General features: G+C 70.2%; 14 protein-coding genes. 8 read left to right on the top strand and 6 right to left on the bottom strand.

Annotated features, from left to right (window positions below):
* Positions 1-108 precede the first annotated feature (108 nt).
* Positions 109-876 (top strand): YaaA family protein, encoded by a 768-nt coding sequence (locus ACLQ2O_RS27565; RefSeq protein ID WP_425836490.1) that lies wholly within the window; start codon positions 109-111, stop codon positions 874-876.
* A gap of 105 nt (positions 877-981) precedes the next feature.
* On the top strand, positions 982-1,602 hold the full coding sequence (locus ACLQ2O_RS27560) for an HNH endonuclease family protein (protein WP_425836488.1): 621 nt from the start codon (positions 982-984) through the stop codon (positions 1,600-1,602).
* Between the two features lie 4 nt (positions 1,603-1,606).
* Here the strand turns inward: ACLQ2O_RS27560 and ACLQ2O_RS27555 are convergent, their stop codons facing one another.
* A complete protein-coding gene (locus ACLQ2O_RS27555) occupies positions 1,607-2,170 on the bottom strand; it encodes a hypothetical protein (protein WP_425836485.1) in 564 nt (187 codons plus the stop codon).
* A 10-nt stretch (positions 2,171-2,180) separates the two neighbouring features.
* A complete protein-coding gene (locus ACLQ2O_RS27550; protein ID WP_425836482.1) occupies positions 2,181-3,128 on the bottom strand; it encodes a transcriptional regulator TrmB in 948 nt (315 codons plus the stop codon).
* Between the two features lie 87 nt (positions 3,129-3,215).
* Here ACLQ2O_RS27550 and ACLQ2O_RS27545 point away from each other — a divergent pair, with 87 nt between their 5' ends.
* Both ACLQ2O_RS27545 and ACLQ2O_RS27540 read left to right on the top strand, forming a co-directional pair.
* Positions 3,216-6,599, top strand: coding sequence for a S8 family serine peptidase (locus ACLQ2O_RS27545; protein WP_425836479.1), 3,384 nt, complete (start codon positions 3,216-3,218; stop codon positions 6,597-6,599).
* A gap of 255 nt (positions 6,600-6,854) precedes the next feature.
* Positions 6,855-8,273, top strand: a complete 1,419-nt coding sequence (locus ACLQ2O_RS27540; RefSeq protein ID WP_425836477.1) for an APC family permease — start codon at positions 6,855-6,857, stop codon at positions 8,271-8,273.
* 106 nt (positions 8,274-8,379) lie between these two features.
* Here the strand turns inward: ACLQ2O_RS27540 and ACLQ2O_RS27535 are convergent, their stop codons facing one another.
* Complete coding sequence (locus ACLQ2O_RS27535) at positions 8,380-9,570, bottom strand: Cmx/CmrA family chloramphenicol efflux MFS transporter (protein WP_425836474.1); 1,191 nt, start codon at positions 9,568-9,570, stop codon at positions 8,380-8,382.
* Between the two features lie 279 nt (positions 9,571-9,849).
* Between ACLQ2O_RS27535 and ACLQ2O_RS27530 the strand changes: the two genes are divergently transcribed.
* Positions 9,850-10,458 (top strand): rhomboid family intramembrane serine protease, encoded by a 609-nt coding sequence (locus ACLQ2O_RS27530; protein ID WP_425836471.1) that lies wholly within the window; start codon positions 9,850-9,852, stop codon positions 10,456-10,458.
* Between the two features lie 34 nt (positions 10,459-10,492).
* Here the strand turns inward: ACLQ2O_RS27530 and ACLQ2O_RS27525 are convergent, their stop codons facing one another.
* Positions 10,493-11,413 carry a threonine/serine dehydratase gene (locus ACLQ2O_RS27525; protein WP_425836468.1) on the bottom strand — a complete coding sequence of 307 codons (921 nt, stop codon included), beginning with the start codon at positions 11,411-11,413 and terminating at the stop codon, positions 10,493-10,495.
* A gap of 75 nt (positions 11,414-11,488) precedes the next feature.
* On the opposite strand from ACLQ2O_RS27525, the gene ACLQ2O_RS27520 reads away from it, so the two are divergent.
* Complete coding sequence (locus ACLQ2O_RS27520; RefSeq protein ID WP_425836466.1) at positions 11,489-13,366, top strand: propionyl-CoA synthetase; 1,878 nt, start codon at positions 11,489-11,491, stop codon at positions 13,364-13,366.
* On the opposite strand, the gene ACLQ2O_RS27515 is transcribed toward ACLQ2O_RS27520, so the two are convergent.
* A complete protein-coding gene (locus ACLQ2O_RS27515; RefSeq protein ID WP_425836463.1) occupies positions 13,356-14,390 on the bottom strand; it encodes a hypothetical protein in 1,035 nt (344 codons plus the stop codon). The two genes, ACLQ2O_RS27520 and ACLQ2O_RS27515, sit on opposite strands and share 11 nt — an antisense overlap.
* 101 nt (positions 14,391-14,491) lie before the next feature.
* Here ACLQ2O_RS27515 and ACLQ2O_RS27510 point away from each other — a divergent pair, with 101 nt between their 5' ends.
* The gene (locus tag ACLQ2O_RS27510; protein WP_425836460.1) at positions 14,492-15,214 is read left to right on the top strand and encodes a TetR/AcrR family transcriptional regulator; all 723 of its coding nucleotides are present in this window, start codon (positions 14,492-14,494) and stop codon (positions 15,212-15,214) included.
* Here the strand turns inward: ACLQ2O_RS27510 and ACLQ2O_RS27505 are convergent.
* Positions 15,201-15,983, bottom strand: coding sequence for an aminotransferase class IV family protein (locus ACLQ2O_RS27505; RefSeq protein ID WP_425836457.1), 783 nt, complete (start codon positions 15,981-15,983; stop codon positions 15,201-15,203). The two genes, ACLQ2O_RS27510 and ACLQ2O_RS27505, sit on opposite strands and share 14 nt — an antisense overlap.
* A 52-nt stretch (positions 15,984-16,035) precedes the next feature.
* On the opposite strand from ACLQ2O_RS27505, the gene ACLQ2O_RS27500 reads away from it, so the two are divergent.
* Positions 16,036-16,389, top strand: coding sequence for a MerR family transcriptional regulator (locus ACLQ2O_RS27500; protein ID WP_425836455.1), 354 nt, complete (start codon positions 16,036-16,038; stop codon positions 16,387-16,389).
* The last annotated feature ends 14 nt before the right edge of the window (positions 16,390-16,403 follow it).

Here is a 16,403-nt window from a genome sequence, read left to right as displayed (position 1 = left end):
TCGCCCGTTCTTCCCTCGTCGGTCGGTCGCTGCGCTCCCTCCCTCCTCAGTCCAGAACGGGCGGCCCCAAAACCTTGAGGGACTCCGCAGTCGTCGGGGGAGGGTTGTGTGACTTTGATTTTGCTTCCTCCGTCGGAGGGTAAGACCGGGCGGGCGCGGGGGCGTGCGCTCGACCTGGAGGCGCTGTCGTTTGCTGAGCTCAATCCGACGCGCGAGCTGGTGCTCGACGCGTTGGCGAAGGTGTCGGCGAGCAGCGACGCGTTCGGCGTACTGGGAGTTGGTCCGTCGCTCGCGCACGAGGTCGAGCGGAACATCCACTGGCGCTCGGAGCCTGCGGTGCCGGCTTCGGAGTTGTACTCGGGTGTCCTGTACGACGCGCTCGGCTACGCCAGGTTGTCGCCGGGGTCGAAGCGGCGGGCCAACAGCCGGCTGCTTGTCGTCTCGGGCGCGTGGGGCGCGCTGCGGATGAGCGACCGCGTACCGCCGTACCGGCTGTCGATGGGTACGACGTTGCCGGGGCTCGGGCCGCTCGCGTCGGTCTGGCGTGAACCGCTCCGCAAGACCCTCGACGCGGCGGTCGGCAAGAGCGTGATCGTGGACTGCCGTTCGTCGACGTACGCCGCTGCCTGGCGCCCGTCCGACGAGCCGGCCGCGAAGTGGGTCGCGGTGTCGGTCGTCCGCGAGCGCGCCGGCGTCCGCTCGGTCGTCTCGCACATGGCGAAGCACACCCGCGGGCTGATCGCGCGGTACCTGCTGGAGTCCGGCAAGGACCCCGGTACGCCGAAGGCGCTGCAGAAGCTGGTCGCCGAGCAGTGGCACGCGGAGCTGGACCGGACCGGCGCCGGCTGGACGCTGACGGTCGTCGAGCACGACTGATTCACCGATCCTTCACCCTCAGGTGGTTTCCGGCGCGCCGGACCCGGGGAAGGCTTGAGGCAGCTCGTCAGGGGGGATCCGCCCAACCCTCGGAGGACCTGACCGATGCGACGCAAGACCGTCTTCGCCACCGCGCTGGCCACCACCTGGATCGTCGGCGCCGGAACCGCGCTGGCCTACCCGCCCGACCCGCCACCCGCGGGTACGGCGCAAACGCAGCTCGCCTCACTGACCGTGAAGACCGAGGGATCCACCTCGGGCTACAGCCGCGACCTGTTCCCGCACTGGATCACCGTCTCCGGCGCGTGCGACACCCGTGACGAGGTGCTCAAGCGCGACGGCACCGGCGTGACCGTCGACGCCGAGTGCGAGCCGACGGCCGGCCGCTGGTACAGCGTGTACGACGCGACGTACGTCGAGGACGACTCCGCGATCGACATCGACCACATCGTCCCGCTCGCCGAGGCGTGGAAGTCCGGCGCGAACGGCTGGACGACGGCCAAGCGGCAACAGTTCGCCAACGACCGCGGCATCGCCCAACTCATCGCGGTCTCGGCGTCGAGCAACCGCTCGAAGGGCGACCGGGACCCGTCGGAGTGGAAGCCGACGAACGCCTCCGTGCACTGCATCTACGCACGCGAGTGGATCTGGGTGAAGTACACCTACGGCCTGTCCTTGCAGTCCGCCGAGAAGACGGCTTTGGAAGGCATGCTCGCCGCCTGCTGACGTCCTACTTGTCGACGTACTGGCGGAGCGCTGCCGCGTACTGCTCGTAGCCGGGCTCGGCCTCGATGACCGACCCCTCACCAACCACCAGTTGCGTCGGGCACTCCGCGCTCCCGCTCGGCACGGACGCTTGGCCGACCTGGTGACCGGTGCGTGCCTCGTACACGGTCACCAGCGTCGTCGTCTCGACGATCGGCACCTCGCGCTGCGTCGGCAGGTTGAAGGTGCACGAGTCGCCGAGGACCGGATTGCCGGAGCTCTTGCCGGCAACGCACCCGATCAGCTGGATCTGTGCGCGCTGCGGCTTCCACGCCGGCGCCCACGACTTACCGGCGTCGGCGGGATCCTCGTTGAACCCGACCACCACGATCGGGTGCGGCCGGGGCCCCTCGTACGGCGGTGCGTCGGAAAAGGAGACACCGCCGGGCTTGGCGCACAGTTCGCCGAGGTCCGCGGACGCGAGGTCCTCGGTGCGGTTCCGCGGCTCGGTGTTGACGAGCTTCAGCGCACCGGCGGTCAGCAGCGCGACCGCGAGCAGCGCGCCGATCACCTTCAGCGGTCGACCCATGACGCCGATCTCACTTGTCCGGGTCGAGCAGTTGGCGGCGTTGCGCGTGGATGCCGGCCTGGAAGCGGGTGCGGGCGCCGAGGGTTTCCATCAGCTCGGCGACGCGGCGGCCGACCGTTCGGCTGCTCAGGGCGAGTTGCCGGGCGATCGCGTCGTCCTTGAACCCGGCCGCGAGCAGTGTCATCAGGCGCGCGTCGAGCGGGTCCCGTACGGCGGGAGCCATCGGCGCGGCCTGGTCCCAGAGCAGGTTGAACATCTCGATCAGCGCGTCCAGCAGCGCGCACGGGTGGACGACGAGCGCGCTGTCGACGAGCTGGTCGACCGACAGCGGCAGCAGCGCGGTCGTGGAGTCGAAGATCGCGAGCTTCATCGGCAGCTGGGGATGCACGCGCGAGCTCTCCCCGGCGTCGGCGGCGCTGTACGCCTCGTCGACGCCACCGACCTCCAGCGAGTCGGGGGAGTAGATGCCGCGCACGGTCACTCCGGCACTGAGCAGGCCGCGGACGGTGTTGTCGGACTGCTCGACGCCTGACGCGTACGGCGGTCGGTCGAGCACGAGCAACTGGTCCTTGGTCTGGTTCAGCAACTGCGCGAACCGGACGGCGATCGCCTCCTGCCCGACGATCACCTCGACCAGGTTGTCGGGCCGGTGCTGCTCCTGGGCGCGCAGCTCGGACAGCAGCTCGCGCGCCTCGGCGCGGACCCGGTCGAGCTCGGCACGGCGTACGGCGACCAGGGCGTCGACCGCGACGTCGGGCCTGGTCGGCAGCAGACGGGCCGGTTCGTCGGGCGTGCGCGTGAGCAGACCGAGCTCCTCGAGACGGTCGACCGTGGGGAGCAGGTCGTCGGGGGAGCGGCCGACGCGGTGGGCGAGGTCGTTCAGGATGCAGCCGGGCAGGGCCAGGAGCGCCCGGTAAGCGGCCTCGTCCTCGGCGGAAACTCCGACCGACTCGAGCATGCGACCTCCTGACCAGTAGTGGACATGTCCGGCATCCGACACGCTATCTCGTGGCATGGACCATGCTGGATTCGATACCACAGGGAAGTGCCCCGCCTCCGCCTGTCCGTCCTGCGTGTCCCCCTGGTCGTCGTCGTGCTCGCCACTGGTCTCCCCTGGACCGCGAGCGCGGCGACAGTTCCCCCGGCCGGCGCCGTCCCGCCGGCCGCGTGGGAACCCTCCGCGACCGTCACGCTGATCACCGGGGACAAGGTCGTGGTCCACGGGTCCGACGTCCAGATCGAGCCGAAAGTTCAGGGCACGGCGTTCTCCGTACGCCGCGACGCCGGCCGCGTCACGGTCGTCCCGTCGACGGTCGGCGACCTGGTCCCGTCGGTGCTCGACCCGGCGCTGTTCGACGTCACCGGCCTGGTCGAGATGCAGTACGACGACGCGCATCGCGCCGACCTGCCGGTGATCACGCAGGGTGCCCCGGCTGGGGCCCGCGCCGGTCTGCGCGCGCCGCGCGAGCTCGCAAGCGTCGGCGCGGTCGCGGGGACGCTCGCCAAGGACGGCGGGCCGCTCGCGTGGCTGACCTCCCGGCGGGCGCCGACCAAGATCTGGCTCGACCGCAAGCTCGCCGCGACCTCCGTGTCGAGCTCAGCAGCGTCACCCTCTACCTCAGCTTCAGCCCCGGACCAGTACCTCCAGCAGGTCCAAGCACCGGCCGCCTGGGCCCGAGGACTCGACGGCCGCGGGGTGAAGGTCGCCGTGCTCGACACCGGCGTCGACTCAGGTCACCCAGCGCTCGCAGGCAAGGTCACCGCCGCGGAGAACTTCACCACGAGCGCGGAGGAGAACCACAGCAACCGCGAGGGCCCCGCCGAGACGAACGGCGAAGGCGACCGCGCGAGTGCCGAGGACGACAACGGTCACGGCACCCACGTCGCGTCGCTCGTCGTCGGCAACGGCGCAGGCTCCGACGGCGCGCGCCAGGGCATCGCCCCGGCCGCCGAACTGATCTCCGGCAAGGTGCTCGCCGCCGACGGGTTCGGCCAGGAGTCCTGGGTGATCGCCGGCATGGAGTGGGCCGCGGCTCAAGGCGCAGATGTGGTCAACCTCAGCCTCAGCTCGACCCCTGGCGACGGCGACGACCTCGTCTCGACGGCGCTGGACCGGCTGACCGAGTCGTCCGGCACGCTGTTCGTCGCGGCCGCGGGCAACCGCGGCAACTTCGGCGCGACGCCGTACACGATCGGCAGTCCCGGGATCGCGGCCTCGGCGCTGACCGTCGGGGCCGTCGACGCGGCGGGACAGCAGGCGAACTTCTCCAGCGAAGGCCCGACCAAGGGCACGTACCGGTTGAAGCCCGACCTGGCCGCGCCCGGCGTCGAGATCCCTGGCGCGCGCGCCGGGGCTCGTGACGGCGACCTGTATGTCCCGATGTCCGGTACGTCGCAAGCGACGCCGCTCGTGACTGGCGCCGCCGCGCTCTTGCTGCAGGAGAGTCCGGCGAAGACCTGGCAGCAGCTCAAGACCGCCGTCGTCGCCTCGACCGTTCCCGCCGGTGCCGGCTGGACGCTCGGCAACGGCCGCCTCGATCTTGCTCACCAGCCGACGCTGTCGACCGACCTCGCGTCACTGGACTTCGGCTACCTGCGCCATCCCGACAAGCAGCCGCGCAGCCAGGTCGTCACCGTCACCAACTCCGGTACGACGCCCGTCACGCTCCCCGTCACTGACGTCGAACGCACCCCGACCGCGGTCACCGCCCCGGCCGAAGCCGTCACCGCCGAACCGTCGACCCTCACGGTCCCAGCCGGTGGCACCGCCTCGACGCGCATCACCGTCGACCCCGCACTGCTCCCCGACGACCGGTGGGAAGGCACAGTCTCCCTCGGCGCCCTCCGCCTCGCCCTCGGCCTGTACGACGAACCGCCGCGCTACGACCTCACCGTCAAGGTCCTCGACCGCAACGGCACCCCGTACGCCGGCGGCAAGGTCACCGCGTTCGACTACGTCACCGGCAACTCCAACAACCTCACTCTCGACGCCCAGGGCACGGCCAAAGCCCGCCTGGCCCCGGGCCGCTGGAGCCTGCTGTCAGCGGTGACCACCCCGGCCTCCACCGACGCCGCTCCGCTCTCAACCGATGCCGGTGCCCGCCCGGGCGAGGCCCGGCCCGCGACGTTCGCGCTGGCCGGCACCGCCGAGCTGGCGATCACCGGTGACACCACCTACGTCATCGACGCCCGAAAAGCCCAGGCCCTCCGAACCCCGACCCTCGACGGGCAGCCGACCCGGCTGGCCGAATCAGCGGTGAGTGTCTCCAGGCACTCCGCCAGCCGTGGCGTCAGCGACTTCTGGTTCTTCACTCCCGAGCAGATCGCCGCCGGCACCGTCTTCATCCAACCGACCACCAAGCTCACCGGCAGCGGCTCCTTCGAGGCGGCCAACCGTTGGCGCCTCGAACCGACCGGCAAGCCGCGCCCGAGCGACCCAGCGGCGTACGAGCTGCTGCTGGTGAAGGACCGCTTCCCGCTTCCCGCGAAGCTGACCCGTCAGGACGTCGCCCGGATGGCCCGCGTCGACAACACGTTCGGTTCGATCTCCGGCACTGGCGAGCAGGTCCTCACCCGCGCCTGGTCGACCAAGGAGTCCGGCGTCGGCTGGGTCAACCGCCGTACGATCCAGGTCCCCTCGCACCAGCTCGAGCTTCTGACCGCGGACCCAGGAGCCCTCTGGAACCAGTGCCTGACCGCGACCACCGGCACGGACCTCTGCGATCGCGAGAACCTCCCGTTCCCGGCGCGAGCGCAAGTCGACCGCAGCTTCGCGCAGACCCTGCACCCGACGATGTTCGTGGCCTCGCACTCGCAGACGTCGATGTTCGTCGACGTCGGTCTGGGCGACGCGTTCCACCGCGGCAAGCCGCCGGCGTCGGCGTACCAGGAACGCCGGATCGCGCTCTCTCGCGAGAACACACCGGTCGGCGAGGCCGCCTCCGGCTCCGCGTACTTCCCCGTGCCGCGCGAATCGGCGCGCTTCCGCCTGGAGCAGAGCTGGACGCTCGACCCCGCGGTGTTCCCGACCGCGAACAAGGCGTCGACGGTCTGGAACTACACCTCCGCCGCACCCGACCCGACCAAGGCGACCGGCGTACCGCCTGCCCTGCTGGAGATCGGGTACGACGCCGCCGTCGACGGCTTCGGGCGTGCGCCCGCGTGGAGACCGCTCACGATCGACCTGCTCGTCGACCACCTCACCGGCTCGACCGCTTCCCGGGTGACCGGCGCGAAGCTCTGGTACTCGAGCGACAACGGCCGGCGCTGGACGCAGGCGCTCGTCGTACCGGTGGGTGGGAAGTACACGGCGCTCGTGCCGCCGTGGTCCGTGCTGCCCGGAAAAACGTTGTCACTTCGAGCTGTTGCGACCGACGCGGCCGGTGGCAGCATCGACCAGACCGTGCTGAACGCGATCCCGGTCACCTGACCGCCGGGCGCGGGGGACCGGGCAGGGGACGCCTGGTCAAGCCTCAACCCCGCGCCCGGCTTTACTTACAGGGCAGCTTCCTTACTGGGCAGCTACTTCGCCGGCGTGCGTGTCCGGAAGCGCGGGCGCTGATCCGATGGGACGATTGTTCGACGGTGCACCGGCCGGCGGTTGGCCTCTTCAGGCCAGGTCGAAGGTCTGTCGGTGTGCACCACGACTGTGGTCGACTGCAGTCCAGCGATCCAGGGAGGCAGGATGAGCGAGAGCACGAGCGCGGCGACGACAGAGGCCGCGCCGGACCGTCCGGAACTGAAGCGGGTGATGGGGCCCGGACTGCTGCTGCTGTTCGTGGTCGGCGACATCCTCGGGACCGGCGTCTACGCGCTGACCGGCAAGGTCGCGGGCGAGGTGGGCGGTGCGGTCTGGCTGCCGTTCCTGTGCGCGTTCATCGTCGCGATGCTGACGGCAACCAGCTACCTCGAGCTGGTGACGAAGTACCCGAAGGCCGGTGGGGCCGCGGTCTACACGCACAAGGCGTTCGGCATCCACTTCCTCACCTTCCTGCTCACCTTCGCGGTGATGTGCTCGGGCCTGACGTCGGCCTCCAGCGCGTCGAAGGCGTTCGCGGCGAACTTCTTCTCCGCGGTCAAGCTCGACCCCGACCGCGGGGCGCTGCTGATGATCACCGCGCTGGCGTTCATGGCGTTGATTGCCCTGGTCAACCTTCGCGGTGTCGGCGAGAGCGTCAAGGCGAACGTCGTCCTGACCTGTGTCGAGCTGACCGGTCTGCTGATCGTGATCGGTGTCGGGGCCTGGGCGATCGCCGGCGGCGACGGTGACACGTCGCGGCTGACCGAGTTCCACACCCCCGAGGGCGACAACGCGTTCGGTGCGGTGACGGCGGCGACCGCGCTGGCGTTCTTCGCGATGGTCGGCTTCGAGGACTCGGTGAACATGGCCGAGGAGACCAAGGACCCGGTCAAGATCTTCCCCAAGATCATGCTGATCGGCCTGTCGGTCACCGGCGTGATCTACGTGCTGGTCGCGATCTCCGCGGTGACGCTGGTGTCACCGGAGGACCTGAACAAGGGATCGACGCCGCTGCTGAAGGTGATCGAGGCCGGCGCGCCGGGCTTCCCGCTGCAGCTCTTCGCGTGGATCACGATGTTCGCGGTCGCCAACTCGGCGCTGATCAACATGCTGATGGCCAGCCGCCTGCTGTACGGGATGTCGCACGAGAAGGTCCTGCCCGGCCCGCTCGGCCGCGTGCTGCACAAGCGCCGTACGCCGTGGGTGGCGATCCTGTTCACCACGCTGCTGGCGTTCTTCCTGATCGGGTACGCCGACCTGACCGCGCTCGGTGGGACGACGGCGCTCCTGCTGCTGTGCGTGTTCGCGGTCGTCAACGTCGCTGTCCTCGTCCTGCGGCGCGACCCGGTCGAGCACAAGCACTTCAAGGCGCCGACCGCGCTGCCGATCCTCGGTTTCGTCCTGTGCGTCTACCTGGCCAGCCCGCTGTCGGGCCGCGCGAGCAACGACTACAAGATCGCCGGCTGGTTGATGGTCGTCGGTGTCGGCCTGTGGGCGTTGACCTGGGTGCTGAACAAGTACGTGTTCCACCGCAAGTCCGACTTCGACCCGTCGCACATCGACCCCAGTGGTCCGGTGAACTAGCGGAACCGCACCGTCTAACGTCCGAAGAATCGGTCAGCGTCCGAAGAACCGAGCCCTACAGCCTCGGCTTCTTCGGACGCTGGCGTTTTCTTCGGACGTCAGGGGCTCAGTTCGGGAGGTGCGTCCGCTCCAGCGCCTGCGCCCGCACCACTCGCAGCGGCAGCAACGCGGCCAGCACAACGGTGCCAAGGGCAACGATCCCGAGCCCGACAGCGATCCACCCGAGCGACGCGTACCCGGCGCCGGCGTCGATCGCCCGCCCACCCAGCCACGGACCGACCGTGATCCCCACGTTGAACGCCGAGAAGTTCACCGCGGTCGCCAGCGTCGGCGCCTTCTCCGCCAGGCCGAACACCCGCGCGTTCAGGGCCGGGTTGACGGCGAAGCCGAACCCACCGAGCAGGAACACCACGGCGATCGCGATCACCGGCCGGTCGGCACGCAGCGCGAGCACGGCCGACATCACCACCACACCCGTGATCCCCACCAGGAGCGTCCGGAACGGCGTCGCGTCGGCGGTGCGCCCGCCCACGGTGATGCCGATCAGCGAGCCCACGCCGTACACGGCGAGCACGGCCGGGATCGCGGCCGGCGGCAGGCCGGTGTCGCCGGTGAGCAGGGGAGTGAGGTAGCTGAACACGACCAGGATCGCGGCCGTCACCAGCGCGGTCGTCGCGTACGACAGCCACAGCCGCGGGTTGGCCATCGCGCGGAGCTCGGCGCCGAGGCGCGGCGTGCTGCCAGGGTCGGGTCGGCCGGCGGGGATGGTCCGCAGGACGCCGATCATCGCCAGCGACGACATCAGCGCGACGGCCCAGAACGCCGCGCGCCAGCCGAGGTGCTGGCCGATCAGCGTGCCGGCCGGGAGACCGATGATGGTGGCGATGGTCAGTCCGCCGGTGACCACGCTCATCGCCCGCGCGCGGCTGCCGGACGGAACGAGCCCGACCGCGGCGATCGCGGCGACCGCCCAGAACCCGGCGTACACGAACGCGCCGACGATGCGGGTCGCGAGCAGGACGCCGTAGTTCGGGGTGAGTGCGCCGGCGACGTGGGTGAGCGCGAAGATCGCGAGGAACACCAGCAGCGTCGTACGACGTGGCCAGCGCAGTGTGACGACGGCGAGGATCGGGGCGCCGAGCAGCATGCCGACCGCGAACGCCGAGATCAGCAGCCCGGCCTGCGGGATCGAGACGCCGAGGTCGGTGGCCATCTCGGGCAGCAGGCCCGCGAGCATCAGCTCCGACGTGCCCTGGGCGAAGATCGCCAGTCCGATGATGTAGACGGCCAACGGCACAGCGGTCCTCCTCCTGGACGTTAGGGCGGACGGGCCCGGCGAACGGTTGGGGGACAGCACACAGCTGCGCGGTTGACTCAGGCCCCCACCCAATCGCACACAGCGACCTACGAGTTGCACATAGTGACACACTTTCGCGCCGGATCGCGCCCCGTCGTCCGCGATGTGGCGAACGTAACCCTGACGATCCTGGCGGCCGGCACCGACAGTTCTCGGGTCGGGTGCCCGGGAAACGCGCTGCGGGCGGGTGGGTTTGGCCGGATCGGGCATGGTTGGTGCATGAGTTACCCGAGCCCAGCGAGCCGGCCGAAGCCGGTCGTGGACGCCGCCCGGATCGGCGGCGGGATCAAGCTGCTCGTCGCGCTCGTCGGCCTGATGTGGGTCAGCGAGATCGTGGACACCGCGCTGAACGGCGCCCTGGACCGCTACGGCATCGTCGCCCGCGACCCCGAGGGTCTGGTCGGGATCGTCACGGCGCCGTTCCTGCACCTGGGCTTCGGCCACCTGATCTCCAACACGCTGCCGCTGGTGACGCTGGGCGCGCTGATCGCGATCTCCGGCGCGGTCCGGCTGCTGTCGGTGACCGCGATCGTCACCGCGGTCGGCGGCGTCGGCACCTGGCTGATCTCACCGCCGAACACGGTCACGATCGGCGCGAGCGGGCTGGTCTTCGGGTACGTCGCCTACTTGATCGCGCGCGGGATCTTCAACCGGCGGATCGGTCAGGTGCTGATCGGTGTGGTCGTCGTGCTGGTGTGGGGGAGTGCGCTGCTGGGCGGTCTGCTTCCGCAGGACGGGATCTCCTGGCAGGGGCATCTGTTCGGCGCGGTGGCCGGCGTACTGGCTGCTTGGTTCTTGACCGACGACCGGCAGAAAGTCACCCGCTAACCCCCCACCCTTCTTTCCTTCCGCAGCATGGGCGTCAGGTGAGCGTGTTGAGGTCTGTGTTTGCTCCGCAGACCACCACAACGACTCGCTCGGCAGGTGCCGGCTTGTAGGCGCCAGAGGTCAGCGCGGCATAGGCAGTCGCCGCGCCGTGCTCGACGGCCAGGCGGTACTCCTGCCAGAGTTCCTGCCTGGCTTCGATGATCGCGGCCTCGTCGACCAAGACCGACTCGAGGTTCTGCTGCCCGGCGACGTCGAAGGCGATCTGGCCGAGCCGACGAGCGCCGAGGGAGTCCGCGGCGACACCACCGACCTGTACGTCGACCGGCCGGCCGGCTTCGAGTGCCCGCGCGAGCGTCGGCGCCAGCTCCGGCTCGACCGCGACCACCTGCGCCCGGTCGCCGATCGCTGTCGCGACTCCCCCGATCAGCCCGCCGCCGCCCACGGCCACGAAGACCGTGTCGAACCCGTCGATCTGTTCCAGCAGCTCCAGCCCGAGCGTCCCCTGACCGGCGACGACCTCCGGCTGGTCGTAGGCGTGCGCGAACAACGCGCCGGACTCCTCGGCCGCGACCACAGCCGCCGCATAGGCCTCGGCGTACTCCGATCCGACGTGGACGACGTCCGCGTCGAGCGTCCGCAACCGCGCGACCTTCGCAGCCGGAGCGCTCTCCGGCACGAAGATCCGCGCCGGCACGCCCAGCTCCCGCGCCGCGTACGCGACCGCCAGCCCGGCGTTCCCGCCCGAGGCCGTGACCGTGCCGACTCCTGTCAGCGAACCGTCCTCCTTCGCGGCCAGCAGCCGGTTGAACATGCCCCGCGGCTTGAACGAACCGACGTGCTGCAGCAGCTCCAGCTTGAACGTCACCGTCTCCGACACCCGCAGCACCGGCGTCCGCCGTACCCGCCCGGCAATCCGCACCGCCGCCTGCTCCACCTGCTCACGCGTCACCGTCACAGCTCCAGCTAATCACGCACCCCTGTTGCCGCCCGCACCGATGGGTAAGACTGCGAAGGACTCCTGGGAGGCACGATGGGTTCGTACGACGAGAGCTACCGCCGCAGCCTGACCGATCCGGAAGGCTTCTGGCTGGCCGCCGCCGAGACGATCAGCTGGACGCGACCGCCGCCCCGGGCGCTGGACGACTCGGCCGCGCCGATCTACCGGTGGTTCCCCGACGGTGAGCTCAACACGTCGTACAACGCACTCGACCGGCACGTCGAAGCCGGCCATGGCGAGCGCACCGCACTCGTCTACGACTCCCCGCTCACGGACACGAAGCGCACCTACACCTACGCCGAGCTGCGCGACGAGGTCGCGACCTTCGCCGGCGCGCTGCGCTCGCTCGGGGTCGGCAAGGGCGACCGGGTGATCGTGTACCTGCCGATGATCCCCGAGGCCGTGATCACGATGCTGGCCTGCGCCCGGCTCGGCGCGGTCCACTCGGTGGTGTTCGGCGGTTTCGCGCCGCGGGAGCTGGCGGCCCGGATCGACGACGCGACGCCGAAGGTGATCGTCGCGGCGTCCTGCGGGATCGAGCCGAACCGTGTGGTCGAGTACCTGCCGATCATCTCCGAAGCGCTCTCGCTGTCGACTCACCAGCCGGAGCGGACGGTCGTCGTCCAGCGCGAGATCGCGCCCGGGAAACTCGGAGAGCGCGATCTGGACTGGAGCACGCTCGTCGCCGACGCGACGCCCGCGGACCCGGTGCCGGTCGCCGCGACCGATCCGCTCTACGTCCTCTACACCTCCGGTACGACGGGCAAGCCGAAGGGCGTCGTCCGGGACAACGGCGGTCACGCGGTCGCGCTGGCGTGGTCGATGAGCGCCGTCTACGACATCGGGCCGGGTGACGTCTGGTGGACCGCCTCCGACGTCGGCTGGGTGGTCGGCCACTCGTACATCGTCTACGCGCCGCTGCTGATCGGCGCGACCACGATCCTGTACGAGGGCAAGCCCGTCGGTACGCCGGACGCCGGGGCGTTCTGGCGCGTGATCGCCCAGCACCACGCAAAGGCGCTCTTCACCGCTCCGACCGCGCTTCGGGCTATCAAGAAGGTCGACCCGAACGGCGAGGAGCTCAGCCGGTACGACCTGAAGAGCACCTTCCACAGCCTGTACCTGGCCGGCGAGCGGCTCGACCCGGAGACGTACCACTGGGCGCACGACCTGCTCGGCGTACCGGTCGTGGATCACTGGTGGCAGACCGAGACCGGTTGGCCGATCGTCGCCAACCCGCGCGGGCTCGAGTCGCTGCCGGCCAAGCCGGGGTCGGCGACCGTCCCGCTGCCTGGGTGGGACGTGCGGATCCTCGACGCCGACGGTTCGCAGTTGCCGGCCGGTGAGGAGGGCTCGATCGTGATCAAGCTCCCGCTGCCACCCGGTGCGTTGCCGACGCTGTGGGGCGACGACGCCCGCTACATCGACAACTACCTGAGCGTGTTCGACGGTTTCTACCTGACCGGCGACTCGGGCTACGTCGACAGTGACGGCTACGTGTTCGTGATGGGCCGCACCGACGACGTCATCAACGTCGCCGGCCACCGCCTGTCCACCGGCAGCATGGAAGCGGTCCTTGCCGCGCATCCCGCCGTCGCCGAGTGCGCGGTGATCGGTGTGCACGACGCGGTGAAGGGTCAGCTCCCGCGCGGCCTGGTCGTGCTCAAGTCCGGCGCCGACATCACCGAGGAGACGCTGCGCGAGGAGCTGGTGGCCGCCGTACGGCGTGAGATCGGGCCGGTCGCCGCCTTCCGCGACGTCTCGATCGTCGAGGCCCTGCCGAAGACCCGCTCCGGCAAGGTCCTGCGCAAGACCATGCGCAACATCGCCGACGGCCGCCCCGACGCGATCCCGTCGACGATCGAGGACGCCACCGTGATCGAGACCCTCCGCCCGATCCTCAGGCAGTAGCCCCGGTGTAGTGGTCGGCGACGGCGGCGAAGGCGGCCTTGGGTTCCCAGGGCAGGCCGGGGTAGGTGTCGCCGGTGCGGTCCTCGAGCACCTTGACGATGCCGAGACTGGCGAGGTCGAGGTCGTCGCGGGGATCACCGTCGGGGCGGTGCGGCAGGTTGTAGAGCGCGAAGAGGAACACGAAGGCGCTGTCGACGCCTTCGCTGTCGAAGATCTCCAGCAGCTCACCGAGGTACGCCGCCTGGCCGGCCTCGTCGCGCTCGTACTCGCCGGACAGCCGCAGCGGCAGACCGGTGGCCTCGTCGGTCTCGAGGATCTCCATGCTGCGCGGCGCGACGTCACCCGACCCGCGCCAGGTGGCCGTGCCGAAGCCGGTGATCGCGACCGGTTTCGGCTGCGCGACGAGACTGCGGACGGCGTCCCGGAACCGGTCGGCGACCGCCGCGGACCGGATGAGCTCCAGCGTCATGAAGTCGAACAGGTCCCAGTCGACGGCCTCGAACTGGATGGCGGCGTACGTGACCTTGCCGTGGAAGCGTTCGCGGACCGTCGCCACGGCGTCGCGCAGGAACGCGTTGAGACGGGTCGCGACCGTGGCGAAGCGCTCGGGGCGCAGGGCCGGGTCGCCGAGCAGCCAGGCGAGCCGCTGCTCGGTGCTGTCGCCGTCGAGGAACCCGTGGTTCATGACGCTCAGCTCGGCGCCGGTGACGAACACGACCTCGGCGCCCGCGGTCCGGAGCCGCTCGGCGCGCTCGGCGCAGTCGGCGAACAGGGTGAGCATCTCGCCGGTGGTCAGGTCCAGCGGGTACGGCGAGAACCAGATCTCCAGGCCGAGCTCGGCGGCGTACCGGGCGGCGAGTTCGAGGCGTTCCGGATCGCTGCCGGTGAGGTGGACGGCGGTGCAGTGGAGGTCGTCGCGGATGATCGCGAGTTCCTGGCGGACCAGGGCGGGATCGAAGTGCTCCCGGGAGTTGCCGCCGGCGCGGACGAAGCCGGTGTCGTAGCAGATGCCTTTGGCGCGCACGGTTCTCGCCTTTCTTCGTGGGAATGGTCGAGCCACCGTAAGACGTAAAACTGCGCGCACGCAAGTTTGCGTGCGCGCAGTTCAGGTGGAATGCTGCGACGGTGAAGACAGGACTGCGCGAGGAGAAGAAGCAGGCGACCCGGGTGGCGCTCCGGGAGGCGGCGCTGCGGCTGGCGCTCGAGCGTGGGGCCGAGAACGTTCGCGTCGACGACATTGCCGAGGCTGCTGGGGTCTCGCCGAGGACCTACAACAACTACTTCTCCAGTCGTGAGCAGGCGATCGTCGCCGCGGTCACCGCCGAGCGCGACTCTCGGGTCGCCGCGGCGATCGCTGCCAGGCCTGCAGGCGTCCGCCTGGCCGATGCCTTGGCCGAGGCGATCGTCGAGGAGTACACCGCGCCGCGGGACCACGACGAGTTGCTGCTGATCACCACCAGCCCCGCACTGCGCGAAACGTTCCTTGCCACAGCTACGGCGATCGAAGAGCCCCTCGCCACAGCGATCGACCGGCGTCTGACACTCGCCGCTCGTGGATCCGCGGAGACCGGTCCGCCGATCGCTGCCGGGTCCGCGAGCACCGGTACGCCGGCCGCGGGGATCTCCGCGCCGATCGCCAGGACCTCCGCGCCGATCGCGGAGGTGCTGGCTGCGAGCGTGGCAGCCGCGGTTCGGGTCGCGCTTCGGCAGTGGCTCCAGCCGCTCGCGGCAAGTGGGCTCGTCGTGCCGGCGGGCTCGCTGCCGGACCTGCTGCGTTCCGCGATCGCCGCGCTCGAGCCCGCGCTCGACGCCGCCGAGGCGCCGGCCGAACGGCTCAGAGACCGATGAGCGGCTCTGCCTCGTACGCCTGATGAAGCACGTCCAGGAACTCGGACTCGTCGGCGAACTCCGCGGACCCGATCCGGCGGACGGCGATCCCCGGAGTCCACGAGTTCATCACCACGGCACCCGTGAAGCCGGACAGGTTCCCGGGCGTGATCTCGGCGGTCCGCTGAGGGACCTTCAGTTGGCGGCGGACAATTGCCATCGTGATGCCGGTGAGGATCTCCGCGTCGGGCCAGACGACCTGGGTGCCGTCCCAGAACGCGAGGTTCCAGATCGTGGCTTCGGAGAGGCGGCCCCGGCGGTCGACGAAGGCGGCGTCGTCGTACCCGGCCGCGATCGCCTGCCGCAGGGCGTAGGTCTTGGCGGGTTCGCCGACGTGCTTGAAGGCGGGCAGGAAGCGCTCGTGCTCGAACGTGGTCAGGGCCAGCGGACCGGCAGGGCCGGTCGAAGGCGGGCCGGTCCTGACGAGGAGCTCGAGCTTCGCGCTCGCCGCGGTGAACTCACCTTTGGGCGAGAAGACCGTGGCCGTCAGCGACACGTCCTCCGGCCCGGCCTCGACCGCCGTCCGCAGGTGCTCGCGCACGAGATCGTCGGGGAGCGCGTTCCCGTACAGCTCCAGCGACGCCGTACGGAGCCGGTCGAGGTGAAGGTCGAGGCCGCGGATCTGGTGGCCGCGGACCTGCAGCGCGGTGAAGTGGGCGTACCCGGCGAACGCCAGCGGGGCGAGGTCTTCGGCCGGTCGGCCGTTACGGTGGACGACGTACTGAGTCATACGGCGACGCTAAACGCTGACACCGGTTGGAAGGTCAAGGAAGGAGCGCCAGGTGCTGATCGGTGAGCTCTCGCGGCGGACCGGCGTGAACGCGCGCCTGCTCCGGTACTACGAGGCGCAGGGCCTGCTCACCGCCGACCGAGGCACCAACGGGTACCGCCGGTACGCCGACGACTCCGAGCTGACCGTCCGCAAGATCCGCATCCTGCTCGACGCCGGCCTGACCACGGACGTGATCAAGCGCGTCCTGCCCTGCACCCGCGAGATCCGCGACAACGAGACCGTCTTCGACTGGTGCGAGAGCCTGCGCGACCTGCTCGACCACGAGCTCGCTGCGATGGACGACCAGCTCAGCAGCATGCAACGCACCCGCAACACGCTCGCCGCGTACCTCCAGCAGACCTAGCGCCCAGCGTTCTC

The organism is Kribbella sp. DT2, assembly GCF_049844575.1.
In the GTDB taxonomy this organism is placed as follows: Bacteria; Actinomycetota; Actinomycetes; order Propionibacteriales; family Kribbellaceae; genus Kribbella.
Note: the sequence above shows the minus strand (reverse complement) of the source record. Positions and strands in the feature narration are given on the sequence as shown.

Coding starts and splice junctions, on each gene's coding strand:
- ACLQ2O_RS27560 (WP_425836488.1), top strand. CDS start 982: ATGCGACGCAAGACCGTCTTCGCCACCGCGCTGGCCACCACCTGGATC.
- ACLQ2O_RS27555 (WP_425836485.1), bottom strand. CDS start 2,170: ATGGGTCGACCGCTGAAGGTGATCGGCGCGCTGCTCGCGGTCGCGCTG.
- ACLQ2O_RS27550 (WP_425836482.1), bottom strand. CDS start 3,128: ATGCTCGAGTCGGTCGGAGTTTCCGCCGAGGACGAGGCCGCTTACCGG.
- ACLQ2O_RS27540 (WP_425836477.1), top strand. CDS start 6,855: ATGAGCGAGAGCACGAGCGCGGCGACGACAGAGGCCGCGCCGGACCGT.
- ACLQ2O_RS27530 (WP_425836471.1), top strand. CDS start 9,850: ATGAGTTACCCGAGCCCAGCGAGCCGGCCGAAGCCGGTCGTGGACGCC.
- ACLQ2O_RS27520 (WP_425836466.1), top strand. CDS start 11,489: ATGGGTTCGTACGACGAGAGCTACCGCCGCAGCCTGACCGATCCGGAA.
- ACLQ2O_RS27505 (WP_425836457.1), bottom strand. CDS start 15,983: ATGACTCAGTACGTCGTCCACCGTAACGGCCGACCGGCCGAAGACCTC.